The following is a 14,689-nucleotide window of genomic DNA, read 5'->3' as shown; positions in this document are numbered from 1 at the left end:
AATTACATAAATTTGTTAAAAAATAGATTTTGAAAAAATATTTTATTCTCTACAAGCCTTTTTTGCTTTTTCTAGCAACCTTTTTTTTGACTTACATTGTGTTGACTTTTTTGTACCAGCGCTATCTTAATGGTTTTGAGGAAAATAAAATAGATGCTATTACACGAATGGTGAGTGAAAATACCGAGCAAGTGTTGCAAGTGTTCAATAACGAATCTTCAATTGAAGAAAGTGATGGGCATCCTTATATGAAGTTGTTTTACAATCAGAAATACGTTGCCAGAATTGTTGAAGGCTGTAATGCGATTAGTGTAATTGTCTTGTTCATTTCATTTGTGGTTGCTTTTTCAGGAAAGCTAAAAACAACACTGTTTTTTATCTTTGGCGGAAGCCTGCTTATTTATGTGTTGAATGTTTTGAGAATAGCGGCTTTAAGTGCGCTGATTTTTTATTTTCCAAAACAAGAACCGTTTTTACACGGAGTCCTTTTTCCTTTGTATATTTATGGTGTAGTTTTTATGTTGTGGTTAATTTGGGTTCGTAAATTTTCAAGATATGCTTCAAAAGATATTAAATAACAAATTGAGGTTCGTACAATTTCTTTTTTTAGTTGTATTATTAGTTCTTGTTCGCACTTTTGAAAATCAGTTGTTCTATGATCCCTTTCTTGATTTTTTTAAAAAAGATTTTACGAAGTTAAGATTGCCAAGTTTCAATTCAGCCCAATTATTTTTAGGACTATTGTTTCGTTATACATTGAATACAACTGTTTCACTGGGGATTGTTTATATCCTTTTCAAAGATCTAGCGATGGTTAAATTTGCCTTCGTCCTGTATTATTTTTTCTTCATGATTTTAATTGTTGCTTTTTTCTACATAGTCTACTTTGCGAATGAACAGAGTAATTGGGTTTTATTTTATGTTCGCAGGTTTTTGATTCAGCCTATTTTCGTCTTATTATTTGTTCCGGGATTTTATTATCAAAAACAAAATAAGTAGTCTTTTTTCTTTATCTTTATGTTGGTTTAAGTGTCTGTTTATTAAATCGATAAGACTATGAAAATTATCAAGCATTCTGGAGATATTGTCGAATTTAATTCTGATAAACTTAAAAGATCACTTTTAAAATCCGGAGCAAGCGCTATTGCGGTCGACAACATACTTCATGCAATAAAAAAACAAATGTATGAGGGGATTTCTACCAAGCAAATTTATAAAATGGCTTTTTCATTATTAAAAAAAACGGCTAATTCACATGCAGCGCGTTACAATTTAAGAGAAGCGATACGATTGTTAGGTCCTGCAGGTTTCTTTTTTGAAAAATATATAGCCCGTCTTTTTGCTACGGAAGAATATCAAACGGTAACAAATATGACTTTGCAGGGCAAATGTGTGATGCATGAAATTGATGTTTTAGTAAAGAAAAATGAGAATATTTCCATGATTGAATGTAAATACCATGTGGGTAGGGATGCCGCTTCTGATGTGAAAGTTCCTATGTATATTTTGTCTCGTTTTAATGATTTGAAGGAAAGGCAACATGTTATTTTTGAAAAAAAAGATGTTATTTCAAATTGTTGGATCGTCACAAACAATAGGTTTACAACTGATGCTGTCGATTTTGCAAAATGTTCAGGATTGAGTTTGTTAAGTTGGAATTACCCGGAAGACAATAATTTAAAAACTAAAAATGACACGCATTATCTTTATCCGGTAACTTGTTTAACTACATTGTCAATAGCAGAAAAAGATAAGTTATTGATATTAGATGTGATCTTGGTAAAAGAAATAATAAACCATGCGGATAGTTTGGAAAAAATAGGATTAAGCCCCAACCGTATAAAAAACGTATTGAAAGAGGCAACGGAATTATGCCGTTATATTTAAAATAATACTAGATCGTTTAATTTTAAATTCAAATCAAATGAAAGTTAAATTTATTGGTGGGGCAGGCACAGTAACTGGTTCTAAAACATTAATTGAAAGTAATGGGATTCGGATTTTGATAGATTGTGGGCTGTTCCAAGGAATTAAACCTTTACGGGAACTCAATTGGGAACCTTTGCCCATTTTGCCATCCACGATAGACTTTGTTTTGCTTACTCATGCTCATTTAGATCATTGTGGTTGGTTGCCAAGGTTGGTAAATCAGGGTTTTGAAGGTAAAATTTATTGCACTAGTCCCACAAAAGATATTACAAAACTCATTCTTCTGGATAGTGCTAAAATTCAAGAAGAAGAAGCTAAAAAGGCGAATGAAGGAAAATATTCGAAACATGAAATTGCGGAACCACTTTATACGGTAGAGCAAGCTGAAAAAGTTTTTCCATTTTTTAGAGTAATTAATGCCAATGAGCCTTTTCCTTTAGATGCCCAAATTGAAGCTGTTTATACTAATGCGGGACATATTTTAGGCGCTTGCAGCATTGCTTTAACACTTGAGAATAAGACCTTAGTTTTTTCGGGCGATATTGGTCGGGATGACGATGTGTTGATGTATCCGCCAACCAAACCCAAAAAAGCCGATTATGTTTTTCTCGAAAGTACCTATGGTGATCGACTGCATCCTCATACAGATACTAAATTAGAACTTGAAACTTATATCAACAATACGATTGAGAAAGGCGGAACGATTATTATTCCGAGTTTTGCCGTAGAGCGTGCCCAAACCATAATGTATTTGCTGTGGCAGCTAAGGAAAGAAGATAGAATTCCTAATATTCCTTATATTATTGATACTCCAATGGGAATTAATGCACTGAATATTTTTTCCAATAATAAGAAATGGCACAAGTTATCGCTTGAAGAATGTGCCGAAATGAGTAAAATGTTTTCATTAGTTTCTGATTATCAGGAAACAATTGAAGTAATTTTTGATGAGCATCCTAAAGTGGTGATTGCAGCAAGCGGAATGGTAACTGGAGGAAGAGTGTTGGGTTATCTCGAACATTATATTAGTCTTCCGGAAACTACCGTAATTATTGTAGGTTATCAGGCCGAAGGAACGCGTGGACGAAAATTATTAGAAGGTGCGAAAGAAATTAAAATTCATGGTCGCTATTATTCTGTAAAAGCAAATATTCTTGAAATACAAGGTTTGTCAGCGCATGGGGATCAAAAGGATTTGCTGAATTGGTTGTCCGAATTGGAAAATAAACCTACAAGAGTTTTTCTCGTGCATGGAGAAAATCAGCCGATGGATGAACTTCGGATAAAAATTTATGAAAAGTATGGTTTTGATTGTAAAGTTCCTTTAATGGGACAGGAATTTGAGTTATAAATTTTTCAGGAATTTGATTTTTTGATGTGATAAAATCACTAATTTTGGAAGGTGAAATTTAACAGACATATAAGTTTACTTCTTGCTTTTTTCGTATTGGTTTCCAATATGGGATTAGCATTTAATGTTCGTTATTGCGGTAATGATATTACTTCGGTTACTCTTAAAACGCCTGCTCAGGAACAAAATTTAGAAAAAGATTGTTGTGGAGTTGTTGAAAAAAAATCACATTGTTGCAAAGATAAAGAGGTTAAATTTCAAAAGAAAACGGATGATTTAATTCAAAAAATAGTCTCTTTTCATTCGGATTTTATATTTCTAACAAATGAATGGAATCCTTCGGTGTTTTCATTTGTTTCAAATTTTAAAAAAGACTCATTTACTTCGTATTACTGCGATGCAAATGCGCCTCCTTTTTTTAAATTATACCACCAGTATATTTTCTACGCGTAGTTTTCGATGTTTCTATAGAAGTTAAATCACATTTTTGTGGTTTTATATTTTTTTTAAACATTAAAAATCTATCATGAAAAAACAAATTTCAATACTTTTATTGTTCTTGTTTTGTAGTTTTAACTCGTTTTCGCAAGATACTTTGCAGGAGATTAAAGTGCAGAATGACCGTAAAAGTTTAAAAAAATCATATAGCCTGACGGCTAATACTACTACACTTACAAGCAAAGAATTACTCAAAGCTGCTTGTTGTAATCTGGCAGAAAGTTTCGAAACAAATCCTTCAATTGATGTCAATTTTTCGGATGCATTGACGGGAACGAAACAAATAAAAATGCTAGGATTGACGAGTCCTTATCTAATGATTACGGAGGAGAATATTCCTACGGTACGTGGGGCTTCTCAAGCATACGGATTGTCATTTACACCGGGAACTTGGGTAGAAAGCATTCAAATTACCAAAGGTGCAGGAAGTGTAGTCAATGGCTTCGAAAGTATTTCAGGGCAAATTAATACCGAATTAATAAAGCCAATCAGCGATATTCCATTTTTTCTGAATTTCTATGGTTCAACAGATTCCCGATTTGAATTAAATACCCATTTCAACAAGAAGATTTCTGATAAATGGAGCAGTAGTCTTTTTGTTCACGGAAATACCAGAGTTTCAAAAAACGATATGAATGACGATGGTTTTCTAGACAATCCATTGGCAAAACAAATCAATGTTTTAAATCGTTGGCAATATACCAATGCCGAAAAAGGATGGGTGAGTTTCATCAATTTCCGGTATATGAATGATCAAAAACAAACGGGAGAATTAAATTTTGATCCGGATAGGGATAAGGGAACAACTAATTATTGGGGTTCTGAAATCAATACAGAACGTTTTGATATTTCTACTAAATTAGGCTATGTTTTTCCTGACATACCGTATCAGAGTATTGGTTTTCAGAATGCTTTTAACAGTCACGATCAAAACTCTTATTTTGGGTTAAACCAATATAATATTAAACAAAAAAGTTATTACTCGAACCTGATTTTTAATTCGATTATCAATAATACGAAACATAAATTCTCAACGGGTTTCAACTTCACTTATGATAAATACGGTGAGTTTGTCAATGTGAATGATTTCAGCAGAATTGATAACTCGGTGGGTGCTTTTTTCGAATATACTTATGATAATACGGATAATTTTAGCGTAGTCCTTGGTGGTAGGATAGACAATCATAATCGTTTGGGGACTTTTGCTACGCCAAGATTGCATGTGCGATACAATCCTTGGGAGAAAGGAGTTCTTCGATTTTCGGCAGGAAGAGGGAAACGAAGCGCTAATGTTTTTGCCGAAAATCAACAGCTTTTGGCAAGTTCAAGAACCTTTGATTTTTTAGATACCAATGGAAAAATATACGGTTTGAATCCTGAAATTGCATGGAATTACGGAGTTAGTTTTATGCAGGGTTTTTTACTTTTTGGTAAAAGTGCTGATGTTGGTTTTGATTTCTACAGAACCGATTTTCAAAATCAAGCTGTTGTTGATGTATTACAAAGTCCGCAACAGGTTTTGTTTTATAACTTAAAAGGGAAGTCGTATGCGAATAGTTTGCAAGTAGAGTTTAATTATGAACTGAAAAAGCATTTTAATTTGAGAACAGCCTACAAATTCTATGACATTCAAACAGATTATTTATCAGGAGCTTATCAAAGACCATTACAGGCAAAACATCGTTTCTTTGGGAATTTAGGATATGAAACTCATATTCTAGATAAGGGAAAACAATGGAAGTTTGATTATACTTTCAATTGGCTCGGCAAACAACAATTACCTAATACTTCAACAAATCCAGAAGGAGATAGGCTACCTGAATTTTCGCCTTCATTTTCTGTAATGAATATCCAAGTTACCAGAACTTTTTCCTATACTTTTGAAATGTACCTTGGCGGGGAAAATATTGGAAATTATAAACAGGAAAATGTTATCCTGGGTAATGAAAACCCATTTGGACCAACTTTTGACGCATCAATAGTTTATGGTCCAGTTTTTGGACAAATGTATTATGCGGGTTTACGGTTTAAAATTAAATAATCTTAAAAAAAATAAAGGATGAAAAATATTATAGTAGTGTTGTTACTTACATTTGTTGGATTTACAGTTCAGGCTCAGGAGGTTAAAAATAAAAACGCTAAAGTTGAATTTCAGGTGAACGGGAATTGTGAAATGTGTAAAAAGAGAATTGAAAAAGCGGCATTGAGTGTTTCGGGAGTGAAATCTGCCGATTGGCATATGGATTGTGACACTTTATATTTGATAGTAAACGAGCAGAAAACTGATGTGACTACAATTCAAAAAGCGATTGCAAAAGCAGGTCACGATACTGATGAATTAAAGGCTTTAAAGGAAGATTATGACAAACTTCACACTTGTTGTCAATATGAGCGAAAATAATTTTTAAAAAAAACCAAAGTGAAAACTTTGGTTTTTTTAATGCCAGACTTTAATTTTTTTTTAAGTGAAGTTACGGTTGTAAACAAAAAAAACTGTTTAGCATTTAACTAAAATCATGATTGTTACAAGCAACATTTGATTGTAAACTAGGTAAAGTTAATTCGGCTAATTTAAATAGTTAATAAAACTTTAAAATAGTATCATAAATTGTGGTTAAGATATATTATCCGTACTTTCACGCACGAATAATTTTAGCATAAAACACCGTAGAATGAACGATTTTGATTGGAAGAATTTGATTGACCCGCTTTTTTATATTCATTTTGATGTTAATGGAATTAAATTGGGTATTTATATAGTTTTATTTATTGTTTTTGCAGAAACAGGTCTTTTTGCGGGTTTCTTTTTACCAGGTGACAGTTTGTTGTTTTTGGCAGGGATTTACAGCCGTGATTTAATAGAGAATATTGTATTTATTAATAACGATTTTATAAATGTTGTTCTTTTATCAACCCTTGTGGCATTATCAGGAATATTGGGAAATGTTGTAGGATATTGGTTTGGTTCAAAAAGTGGTTACTATTTGTACAACAAGGAAGATAGTTTTTGGTTTAAGAAAAAATACTTGGTTCAATCGAAAGACTTTTTTGAAAAATACGGTGGAAAGGCAATCATTTTTGCTCGTTTTCTTCCAATATTTAGAACCTTTGCGCCTATAGTAGCAGGAATTGTGTCCATGGATAAACAAAAATTCATGTTTTATAATATCTTAAGTTCATTTATCTGGTCGTTTACATTAATTTTTGCAGGACACTATTTATATGGATTCTTGCTTGATAATTATCAAATTGATTTAAAGGAACATATCGAGTTAATTGTTTTGATTTTAGTCGGAATTACGGTTTTACCCGTAATTTACAAGTTCAGTAAAAAATCGAAAATTCAAGAATAAACAAAAATTACAACCCATAAAAAAACCGTCTCGATAATATCGGGACGGTTTTTTATTTATTAAGGATTGATATTACATCATTCCTGGCATACCTCCACCCATTGGGTTTCCACCGCCATTATCTTCTTTAATATCAATCAAAGCACATTCAGTAGTCAATATCATTCCAGCAACCGAAGCTGCGTTTTCTAATGCTACACGTGTTACTTTTTTAGGATCAATAATACCTGCTTTAAGCATATCAACATATTCGTCTGTTTTTGCGTTGTAACCAAAATCACCTGTACCTTCGGCAACTTTAGCAACTACAACAGAACCTTCAAGACCTGCATTTTCAACAATAGTACGCAATGGAGATTCTACAGCACGAGATACAATTTGAATTCCTGTTGCTTCGTCAGCATTATCAGCTTTAATTGTACTAAGTGCATTTTTAGCTCTCAATAAAGCAACACCACCACCAGCAACAATTCCTTCTTCAACAGCAGCGCGAGTTGCGTGAAGTGCATCGTCAACTCTGTCTTTTTTCTCTTTCATTTCTACTTCAGAAGCAGCACCAACATAAAGTACAGCAACTCCACCAGCTAATTTAGCCAAACGTTCCTGCAACTTTTCTTTGTCATAATCAGAAGTGGTAGCTTCCATTTGACCTTTGATTTGGTTTACGCGATTTTTGATGATATCAGCTTCGCCAGCACCACTTACAATTGTAGTATTATCTTTATCGATAGTCACTTTCTTAGCAGTTCCTAACATTTCGATAGTTGTGTTTTCTAAAGTATATCCTCTTTCTTCAGAAATTACAGTTCCTCCAGTTAAGATAGCGATGTCTTCTAACATTGCTTTTCTTCTGTCACCAAAACCAGGTGCTTTTACAGCAGCAATTTTCAAAGCTCCACGTAATTTATTTACAACTAATGTAGATAATGCTTCACCATCAACATCTTCAGCAATAATCAATAATGGTTTTCCAGATTGAGCAACTGGCTCAAGAACTGGTAATAATTCTTTTAATGAAGAAACTTTTTTGTCATATAAAAGGATGTAAGGATTTTCCAATTCTACTTCCATTTTTTCTGAATTAGTCACAAAATACGGAGAAAGATATCCTCTGTCAAATTGCATTCCTTCTACAACATCAACATACGTATCAGTTCCTTTGGCTTCTTCAACAGTAATAACACCTTCTTTTCCAACTTTTGCGAAAGCAGTAGCGATTAACTCACCAATTACTTCGTCATTGTTAGCAGAAATCGAAGCAATTTGTTTAATTTTCTCAGAATCACTTCCTACTACTTTTGCTTGTTTTGCTAAGTCAGCCACGATAGCTTCAACAGCTTTGTCAATACCGCGTTTCAAATCCATTGGATTTGCACCCGCAGCAACGTTTTTCAAGCCTTCTTTTACTATAGCTTGTGCCAATACAGTTGCAGTTGTAGTTCCGTCTCCAGCTAAATCATTAGTTTTAGACGCTACTTCTTTTACCATTTGAGCACCCATGTTTTCCAATGGATCTTTTAATTCAATTTCTTTTGCAACGGTAACACCATCTTTAGTAACGTTTGGTCCACCAAAAGCTTTTCCAATAATTACATTACGACCTTTTGGTCCTAGCGTTACTTTTACTGCATTTGCCAATGCATCAACACCACGTTTTAATCCGTCACGTGCTTCAATATCAAATTTTATATCTTTTGCCATTATTTTTAGCTTTAGGCAGAAGGCTTTAGGCAATATGCCCAGCCAAACTGCAGTTGTTTTTTTTATTTTTTTGCTTAAAACTTATCGCTTAATGCCTTTTTTAAATTGTAGATTTTACTTTTTATAATATTAACCTCTTTTTCAAGATGTTCAAATAATTCGATGTCAATATATTTTAGATCTTTTGAAAGAATCAGTAAATATTCTGTTTCACAAGCCGAGCCTAAAGCAATATTAAGAAATTGATTAAACTCTTTGTCACTGTTTCTGCCACATCCTTCACTAATGTTTGTTGGAATTGATGAAGATGCTCTACGAATTTGACTAGTTAAACCATATAATTCTTCTTTAGAAAAAACAGAAGTGATTTTATAGATTTCTAATGTAAAAGCGTGACTTTGTTGCCAAACCTCATATTTTTTGAAGTCTCTCATTTGCGTAAAGCTTATTGCCTATAGCTTAAAGCTATATTATTGCTAAAATATCGTCTTCACGCATGATCAAATAATCTTTTCCTTCTAGTTTTAATTCAGTTCCAGCGTATTTACCGTAAAGAACAGAATCACCAATTTTCACAGTCATTGTGTGTTCTTTTGTTCCGTTTCCAACAGCAACAACAGTTCCTTTTTGGGGTTTTTCTTTAGCTGTATCTGGAATAAAAATCCCTGAAGCAGTTTTTGTTTCAGCTGCAACGGGTTCGATAAGAACTCTGTCTGAAAGTGGTTTAATGTTTAAAGCCATGATTTTATGTTTTTATAGTTTTATTTTTATTACTGTTATAGAGATTTCAGAAATTGTGCCATCCTAATGAAACTGACATAATTTCTTATAAAAAATGCCAGCTTTGACAGGCTGGCATTTAGAATATGTTGTAATAATTTATTTTGCTGGATTTGTTGCAGCTGGTGTGTTTTGGGCAGGAGCAACTGGCGTGTTTGTAGCTGGCGCTGCACTTCCTGTGTTTTCAATGATTTTAGAATCTGTATCACTTAATGTTCCTGTAAAGCTTAAGCTAGAAAGTAATATAAGTGCAATTAGTATAGTTGCTAATGTCCAAGTGCTTTTGTCTAAAAAATCAGTTGTTTTTTGTACTCCACCTAACATTTGAGAACCACCTATTGTAGATGATAATCCTCCACCTTTAGGGTTTTGAACCATGATAACTACGATTAATAGAAAACAAACTATAGTTATTAAAACTAAAAAAATTGAAAATGTGCTCATTGTTTAATTATTATTATGTTGTAAAATCTTAATATCCGATATGCGGTCTGCAAAGAAACTACTTTTTTCTGGATATTTCAAAATTAATATTTCATAAGCTTGAATCGCTTTTTGATATTTTTTTTGTTCCAAATAGACTCTGGCCAAAGTTTCCGTCATCAAGAAGGAATTGTCGGCTGCATTTAAGTCAAAAGTAACGGTGGAAGTAACTCCGTGTTTTACCGGAGAAATCTTTGGACTCGCTTCAATAAACTTATCTATTAATTCTAATTTTTTTCTTTTGTCTTCATCTATTATAGGAAGTGGCAAATTAATAGGGCTTTCTTTTTCTCTTTCGATAGGCTCAGTACGGGAAAGTTGAAGCCATTCTTGAAAGGAATGTTGTTCACTTTTAGAGAAATCTAAAGGCTTTCCAATTGCCAGTTTCTCTTCGGGGGTTTTTGAAGAATTATCATCAACATCAACTGCTGAAGCCTCTTTTATTGAAGTAAGTATGGATCTTTCTAAAGAATTTATTTCAGACTCCGTTTTTTCTTCAGTAACAATAATTTCACTGTCGACTACTTTTATGTCAAGAATTTCTAATGCTTTTTTATCGTAAAGTCCTTTTTGAATCGAAGTAAACGTGTCCGAAGTGATGAAATCAAATAAAATAGATCGGTCTGTTGAATGTGCTGCAGTAATTTTTAAAGCAGTATTGTATTTAAAACTGTTTTGATTGTAAAGCCCTTTTAATTGAATTGCTCTAGCACTTTGAAAATAAGGAAACTCGACGAGTACTTTTTCCAAAGCTTCCGTTTGCTTTTCATGGATAGCATCAGGTTTATTAATCAAATAAGTATAATCGGTTACGTTCATAAAGGTTATTCGTTTATTTGGTCATTCGTTTATTTGTTCTCCGATTAACCGAATCAACAAATAACCGAATCAATACTTCATTTACCATTTTGCAAGTGACTCATTAAAAATATCTTGTGTAATTCTTTCAAAAATTTCCTTTAAAGCGCTGTTTAAAGTTGCACCTGTTAATTGCTGTTCTGCAGGATAATCGTAGAAAAATGTGAATGGTTTTTCAAAATCATCTGACTCTTTATTTTTATTTGTAAACCGAACATTAACTCTAATTGTCAAACGGTTTTGAGCAGCTCGCTGATCCGCAGTTGCGGTCATTGGACTTATTCTGTAATCTACAATTTCTCCTTCGTAGGTCAAATCAGCGCCATTTTTGACCAAGTTCAAATTGGTTTGATTCTGAATTAAATCTTGAAGTTCTAATGTAAATGTTCTGTCAATACCAGGTTCAATCAATTCAGCGTTATTCTGAAAAAAACCAACCTGAAATGTTTTAGCGTCAATTTTGCCAGTTCCGGTAAAGTTATAAACCGAGCAACTATTGATGCTCAGGACTATTATTGAAAGAAGAATAAATTTGATATGTTTCATTTTTTATTTTAAAAATTACTTCGCCGGTTCGCTAAGGCTTAGGTCAAAGATATTCATTTTGAATTAAATCATTTTGTCTCTTAGTGTTTTTGTGGTAAAAACTACAAGTCAAATTGCTTAATTTTTCTATATAAAGTCCGTTCAGAAATGCCTAATTCGTCTGCGGTAGCTTTTCGTTTTCCTTTGTTTTTTTCTAATGATTTTTTAATCATTTCGATTTCTTTTTGTTCTAAACGCAAAGTTTCTTCTTCTTCGATTGTTTCTGCAAAAAGATAATTATCATCATGTTCATGGTATAAATCCTCATTGTTTTGAGACGTTATTAATGATGCTCTAGGTTCTTCTTCAAAATCTATTTCACTGTCATTTTCTTTTGAACCGTATATTTTTTTTATCAAATTTTGATTTGTCTCCTGCACTTTTGAACTTCCGTTTTGAATCAATTCTAATGTTAGTTTTTTCAAATCATTCAAATCACTTTTCATATCAAAAAGGACTTTGTACAAAATTTCTCTTTCAGTACTAAAATCACTTTCACTTTTCTTGTCCTTTATAACAGATGGTAAATTGTTTCCCAAAACCGGAAGATACGATTGCAAAGTTACTGCTGATATATCTCGATTCGTTTCTAAAACGGAGATTTGTTCGGCTACATTTCGCAATTGTCTAATGTTTCCGCTCCAGCGAAATTTCTGTAGTAACTGAACTGCATTCTCATCCAGTTTCAAAGGCGGCATTTTGTATTTATGGGCAAAATCAGCAACGAATTTTCTGAATAACAAATGAATGTCATCTTTTCGATCGCGCAAAGGAGGCAATGTAATATCCACCGTACTCAAACGATAATATAAATCCTCTCTGAATTTCCCTTTTTCGATAGCATCAAATAAATTGACATTCGTAGCGGCTACAATTCTCACGTCAGTTTTTTGAACCTGTGAAGAACCTACTTTTATAAATTCCCCATTTTCAAGAACACGCAACAAACGCACTTGAGTGGTAAGTGGTAATTCACCTACTTCATCTAAGAAAATAGTTCCGCCGTCAGCCACTTCAAAATAACCTTCACGCGTATTAGTTGCACCGGTAAAAGCACCTTTTTCATGTCCGAAAAGCTCACTGTCAATCGTTCCTTCTGGAATGGCTCCACAGTTTACAGCAATGTATTTTCCGTGTTTTCTATGCGAAAGTGAATGAATAATTCTAGGAATGTTTTCTTTTCCAACGCCACTTTCTCCTGCTACTAGTACAGTAATGTCAGTAGGAGCAACCTGTATGGCTTTTTCTATCGCACGATTAAGCTTCGGGTCATTCCCGATAATCTCAAATCGTTGTTTTATAGCTTGAACTGATTCCATTTTATTTTTGTTTAAAGTTTTCTTTGTTTCAGGTTTCAAGTTATCGAGAGAACTTTAAACCTGAAACCTGAAGCAAACTTTTTTAATTCATTTCACTCAAACCAACTGCTTTTCCTTTTAAGGTTCCGCTGGTACAGCTTTCAATTTTAACCAAAACAAAATCACCAACCTTGTAATTCTCTTTAGGAAAAACAACGGTAATACTTTGTGAATTTCTTCCAGAAAATTCTTCTGTTGATTTTTTGGAAACTTTTTCTACTAAAACTTCTACGGTTTGTCCAATGAATTCTTCACTGCGGAACCAAGCGTGTTTTTGCTGTAAATCGACAATTTCCTGCAATCTTCTGGCTTTAGTTTCTTCGGTAACGTCATCTTCCATTTTTCTTCCTGCCAAAGTTCCCGGACGTTCTGAATACGAGTACATATAACCAAAATTATATTTTACATATTCCATCAAGCTCATTGTGTCTTGATGATCTTGTTCGGTTTCTGTTGGAAAACCAGCAATCATATCCTGTGAAATAGAGCTATTTGGAATAATAGTTCTGATTTTGTCAATCAAAGTCATGTATTCTTCACGCGTGTGCAAACGGTTCATTTCTTTTAGGATTCTATTGCTTCCTGATTGAACCGGCAAGTGAATGTGTTTGCAAATGTTAGGATGTTTCGCAATCACATGCAAAACACTTTCGTGCATATCTTGTGGATTAGAGGTTGAAAATCGGATTCTCATTTTAGGAAAACCAATGGCTACCATTTCAAGTAATTGGTCGAAATCTACAGCTGTTGCTTTTTGCATTTCGGTAGCATTCTCAAAATCTTTTTTCAATCCGCCGCCATACCAAAGAAAACTATCCACGTTTTGTCCTAAAAGTGTAATTTCTTTAAACCCTTTGTCCCACAAATCTTGGATTTCGGCCATGATACTTTGTGGTTCACGGCTGCGTTCGCGTCCGCGGGTAAAAGGCACCACGCAAAACGTACACATATTATCACAACCACGAGTAATAGAAACCAAAGCTGTAATTCCGTTGCTCATCAATCGAACGGGAGAAATGTCACCATAGGTTTCGTCTTTTGACAAAATCACGTTAATAGCATCGCGCCCTTCTTCGACTTCTTGCAAAAGGTTTGGTAAATCTTTATAGGCATCAGGCCCCACAACAAGGTCTACAATTTTTTCTTCTTCTAAGAATTGACTTTTCAAACGCTCGGCCATACAGCCTAAAACGCCGACTTTCATTTTTGGATTAATGCGTTTCACCGCATTGTATTTTTCCAAACGTTTTCGAATGGTTTGCTCTGCCTTGTCCCGAATAGAACAAGTGTTCACCAAAACCAAATCGGCTTCTTCCAGCACTTGAGTTGTGTTGTATCCGTTTCCAGATAATATGGAAGCTACAATTTCACTGTCCGAAAAATTCATCGCACAACCGTAGCTTTCTATAAATAGTTTTTTTGTATTCTCAGGTTTATTCTCTAGAACAAGACTCTCGCCCTGCTTACTTTCTTCAATAATCTTTTCCATCATGTATTTTCAAAGGACAAAGATAACGCAATTCAAATAAATATGACAAGATGTCAGATTAAGAATTAACACTATTTTAAGGCATTTTTTCTGGGGAGCTATTTCCCGCTTTCCGCTACAATCCCGACCCTTCGGGACTCACAAAAAAATTCAAGTTTCCAAAGTTCTAAAAAGAGCTTCCGTTGGTCGCTTTTTTAGAACAGGAAACTTTTACTTTTTTGCTCCGGGCTTTACACTATAATCGGGGCTAAAAAACAGTCGAATATGGCAATAACTTACCTATTAATGATTGTGAAAAAATTCA

Annotated in this window: 16 protein-coding genes; 8 read left to right on the top strand and 8 right to left on the bottom strand. The window is 33.7% G+C overall.

Annotated elements, in window-relative coordinates:
* Positions 1–29 precede the first annotated feature (29 nt).
* The 8 genes from xrtF (at position 30) to ACNQF8_RS01300 (ending at position 7,131) form a co-directional block, all read left to right on the top strand.
* Positions 30–578 carry an exosortase family protein XrtF gene (gene xrtF, locus ACNQF8_RS01335; protein WP_417950486.1) on the top strand — a complete coding sequence of 183 codons (549 nt, stop codon included), beginning with the start codon at positions 30–32 and terminating at the stop codon, positions 576–578.
* Positions 556–999, top strand: a complete 444-nt coding sequence (locus ACNQF8_RS01330) for an exosortase F system-associated membrane protein (RefSeq protein WP_417952764.1) — start codon at positions 556–558, stop codon at positions 997–999. Before xrtF ends, ACNQF8_RS01330 begins: the two co-directional genes overlap by 23 nt.
* Before the next feature lie 57 nt (positions 1,000–1,056).
* Positions 1,057–1,887: an ATP cone domain-containing protein gene (locus ACNQF8_RS01325; RefSeq protein WP_417950484.1), complete on the top strand. Its 831-nt coding sequence runs from the start codon at positions 1,057–1,059 to the stop codon at positions 1,885–1,887.
* A gap of 37 nt (positions 1,888–1,924) precedes the next feature.
* Positions 1,925–3,280, top strand: coding sequence for an MBL fold metallo-hydrolase (locus tag ACNQF8_RS01320; RefSeq protein WP_417950483.1), 1,356 nt, complete (start codon positions 1,925–1,927; stop codon positions 3,278–3,280).
* A 51-nt stretch (positions 3,281–3,331) separates the two neighbouring features.
* Entirely contained in the window at positions 3,332–3,733 is a 402-nt protein-coding gene (locus ACNQF8_RS01315; protein ID WP_417950482.1) for an HYC_CC_PP family protein, read from the top strand.
* 73 nt (positions 3,734–3,806) lie between these two features.
* Positions 3,807–5,819, top strand: a complete 2,013-nt coding sequence (locus tag ACNQF8_RS01310) for a TonB-dependent receptor plug domain-containing protein (RefSeq protein WP_417952763.1) — start codon at positions 3,807–3,809, stop codon at positions 5,817–5,819.
* An 18-nt stretch (positions 5,820–5,837) separates the two neighbouring features.
* Positions 5,838–6,179 (top strand): heavy-metal-associated domain-containing protein, encoded by a 342-nt coding sequence (locus ACNQF8_RS01305; RefSeq protein ID WP_417950480.1) that lies wholly within the window; start codon positions 5,838–5,840, stop codon positions 6,177–6,179.
* Positions 6,180–6,450: 271 nt separating this feature from the next.
* Positions 6,451–7,131 carry a DedA family protein gene (locus tag ACNQF8_RS01300; RefSeq protein WP_417950479.1) on the top strand — a complete coding sequence of 227 codons (681 nt, stop codon included), beginning with the start codon at positions 6,451–6,453 and terminating at the stop codon, positions 7,129–7,131.
* Between the two features lie 72 nt (positions 7,132–7,203).
* Here ACNQF8_RS01300 and groL read toward each other — a convergent pair whose 3' ends face one another.
* The 8 genes from groL to miaB form a co-directional block, all read right to left on the bottom strand.
* Complete coding sequence (gene groL / locus ACNQF8_RS01295) at positions 7,204–8,832, bottom strand: chaperonin GroEL (protein ID WP_196852072.1); 1,629 nt, start codon at positions 8,830–8,832, stop codon at positions 7,204–7,206.
* A gap of 74 nt (positions 8,833–8,906) precedes the next feature.
* The gene (locus ACNQF8_RS01290) at positions 8,907–9,266 is read right to left on the bottom strand and encodes a four helix bundle protein (protein WP_417952762.1); all 360 of its coding nucleotides are present in this window, start codon (positions 9,264–9,266) and stop codon (positions 8,907–8,909) included.
* Positions 9,267–9,297: 31 nt separating this feature from the next.
* Complete coding sequence (locus tag ACNQF8_RS01285) at positions 9,298–9,573, bottom strand: co-chaperone GroES (protein ID WP_007137725.1); 276 nt, start codon at positions 9,571–9,573, stop codon at positions 9,298–9,300.
* A 138-nt stretch (positions 9,574–9,711) separates the two neighbouring features.
* Positions 9,712–10,056, bottom strand: a complete 345-nt coding sequence (secG, locus tag ACNQF8_RS01280) for a preprotein translocase subunit SecG (protein ID WP_282727367.1) — start codon at positions 10,054–10,056, stop codon at positions 9,712–9,714.
* Between the two features lie 3 nt (positions 10,057–10,059).
* Positions 10,060–10,914, bottom strand: a complete 855-nt coding sequence (locus ACNQF8_RS01275) for a tetratricopeptide repeat protein (protein ID WP_417950477.1) — start codon at positions 10,912–10,914, stop codon at positions 10,060–10,062.
* A gap of 81 nt (positions 10,915–10,995) precedes the next feature.
* A complete protein-coding gene (locus tag ACNQF8_RS01270; RefSeq protein ID WP_417950476.1) occupies positions 10,996–11,499 on the bottom strand; it encodes an LptE family protein in 504 nt (167 codons plus the stop codon).
* 101 nt (positions 11,500–11,600) lie between these two features.
* Positions 11,601–12,857 carry a sigma-54 interaction domain-containing protein gene (locus ACNQF8_RS01265; RefSeq protein ID WP_417952761.1) on the bottom strand — a complete coding sequence of 419 codons (1,257 nt, stop codon included), beginning with the start codon at positions 12,855–12,857 and terminating at the stop codon, positions 11,601–11,603.
* A gap of 82 nt (positions 12,858–12,939) precedes the next feature.
* Positions 12,940–14,385, bottom strand: a complete 1,446-nt coding sequence (gene miaB / locus ACNQF8_RS01260; protein ID WP_417950474.1) for a tRNA (N6-isopentenyl adenosine(37)-C2)-methylthiotransferase MiaB — start codon at positions 14,383–14,385, stop codon at positions 12,940–12,942.
* Positions 14,386–14,689 lie beyond the last annotated feature (304 nt).

This window comes from Flavobacterium labens (genome assembly GCF_048286755.1).
Lineage (GTDB): Bacteria > Bacteroidota > Bacteroidia > Flavobacteriales > Flavobacteriaceae > Flavobacterium.
Note: the sequence above shows the minus strand (reverse complement) of the source record. Positions and strands in the feature narration are given on the sequence as shown.

Excerpts from the sequence above, each read along its gene's own strand:
- ACNQF8_RS01330 (WP_417952764.1), top strand. The coding sequence starts at position 556 with ATGCTTCAAAAGATATTAAATAACAAATTGAGGTTCGTACAATTTCTT.
- ACNQF8_RS01325 (WP_417950484.1), top strand. The coding sequence starts at position 1,057 with ATGAAAATTATCAAGCATTCTGGAGATATTGTCGAATTTAATTCTGAT.
- ACNQF8_RS01320 (WP_417950483.1), top strand. The coding sequence starts at position 1,925 with ATGAAAGTTAAATTTATTGGTGGGGCAGGCACAGTAACTGGTTCTAAA.
- ACNQF8_RS01310 (WP_417952763.1), top strand. The coding sequence starts at position 3,807 with ATGAAAAAACAAATTTCAATACTTTTATTGTTCTTGTTTTGTAGTTTT.
- ACNQF8_RS01305 (WP_417950480.1), top strand. The coding sequence starts at position 5,838 with ATGAAAAATATTATAGTAGTGTTGTTACTTACATTTGTTGGATTTACA.
- ACNQF8_RS01300 (WP_417950479.1), top strand. The coding sequence starts at position 6,451 with ATGAACGATTTTGATTGGAAGAATTTGATTGACCCGCTTTTTTATATT.
- groL (WP_196852072.1), bottom strand. The coding sequence starts at position 8,832 with ATGGCAAAAGATATAAAATTTGATATTGAAGCACGTGACGGATTAAAA.
- ACNQF8_RS01290 (WP_417952762.1), bottom strand. The coding sequence starts at position 9,266 with ATGAGAGACTTCAAAAAATATGAGGTTTGGCAACAAAGTCACGCTTTT.
- ACNQF8_RS01285 (WP_007137725.1), bottom strand. The coding sequence starts at position 9,573 with ATGGCTTTAAACATTAAACCACTTTCAGACAGAGTTCTTATCGAACCC.
- secG (WP_282727367.1), bottom strand. The coding sequence starts at position 10,056 with ATGAGCACATTTTCAATTTTTTTAGTTTTAATAACTATAGTTTGTTTT.
- ACNQF8_RS01275 (WP_417950477.1), bottom strand. The coding sequence starts at position 10,914 with ATGAACGTAACCGATTATACTTATTTGATTAATAAACCTGATGCTATC.
- ACNQF8_RS01270 (WP_417950476.1), bottom strand. The coding sequence starts at position 11,499 with ATGAAACATATCAAATTTATTCTTCTTTCAATAATAGTCCTGAGCATC.
- ACNQF8_RS01265 (WP_417952761.1), bottom strand. The coding sequence starts at position 12,857 with ATGGAATCAGTTCAAGCTATAAAACAACGATTTGAGATTATCGGGAAT.
- miaB (WP_417950474.1), bottom strand. The coding sequence starts at position 14,385 with ATGGAAAAGATTATTGAAGAAAGTAAGCAGGGCGAGAGTCTTGTTCTA.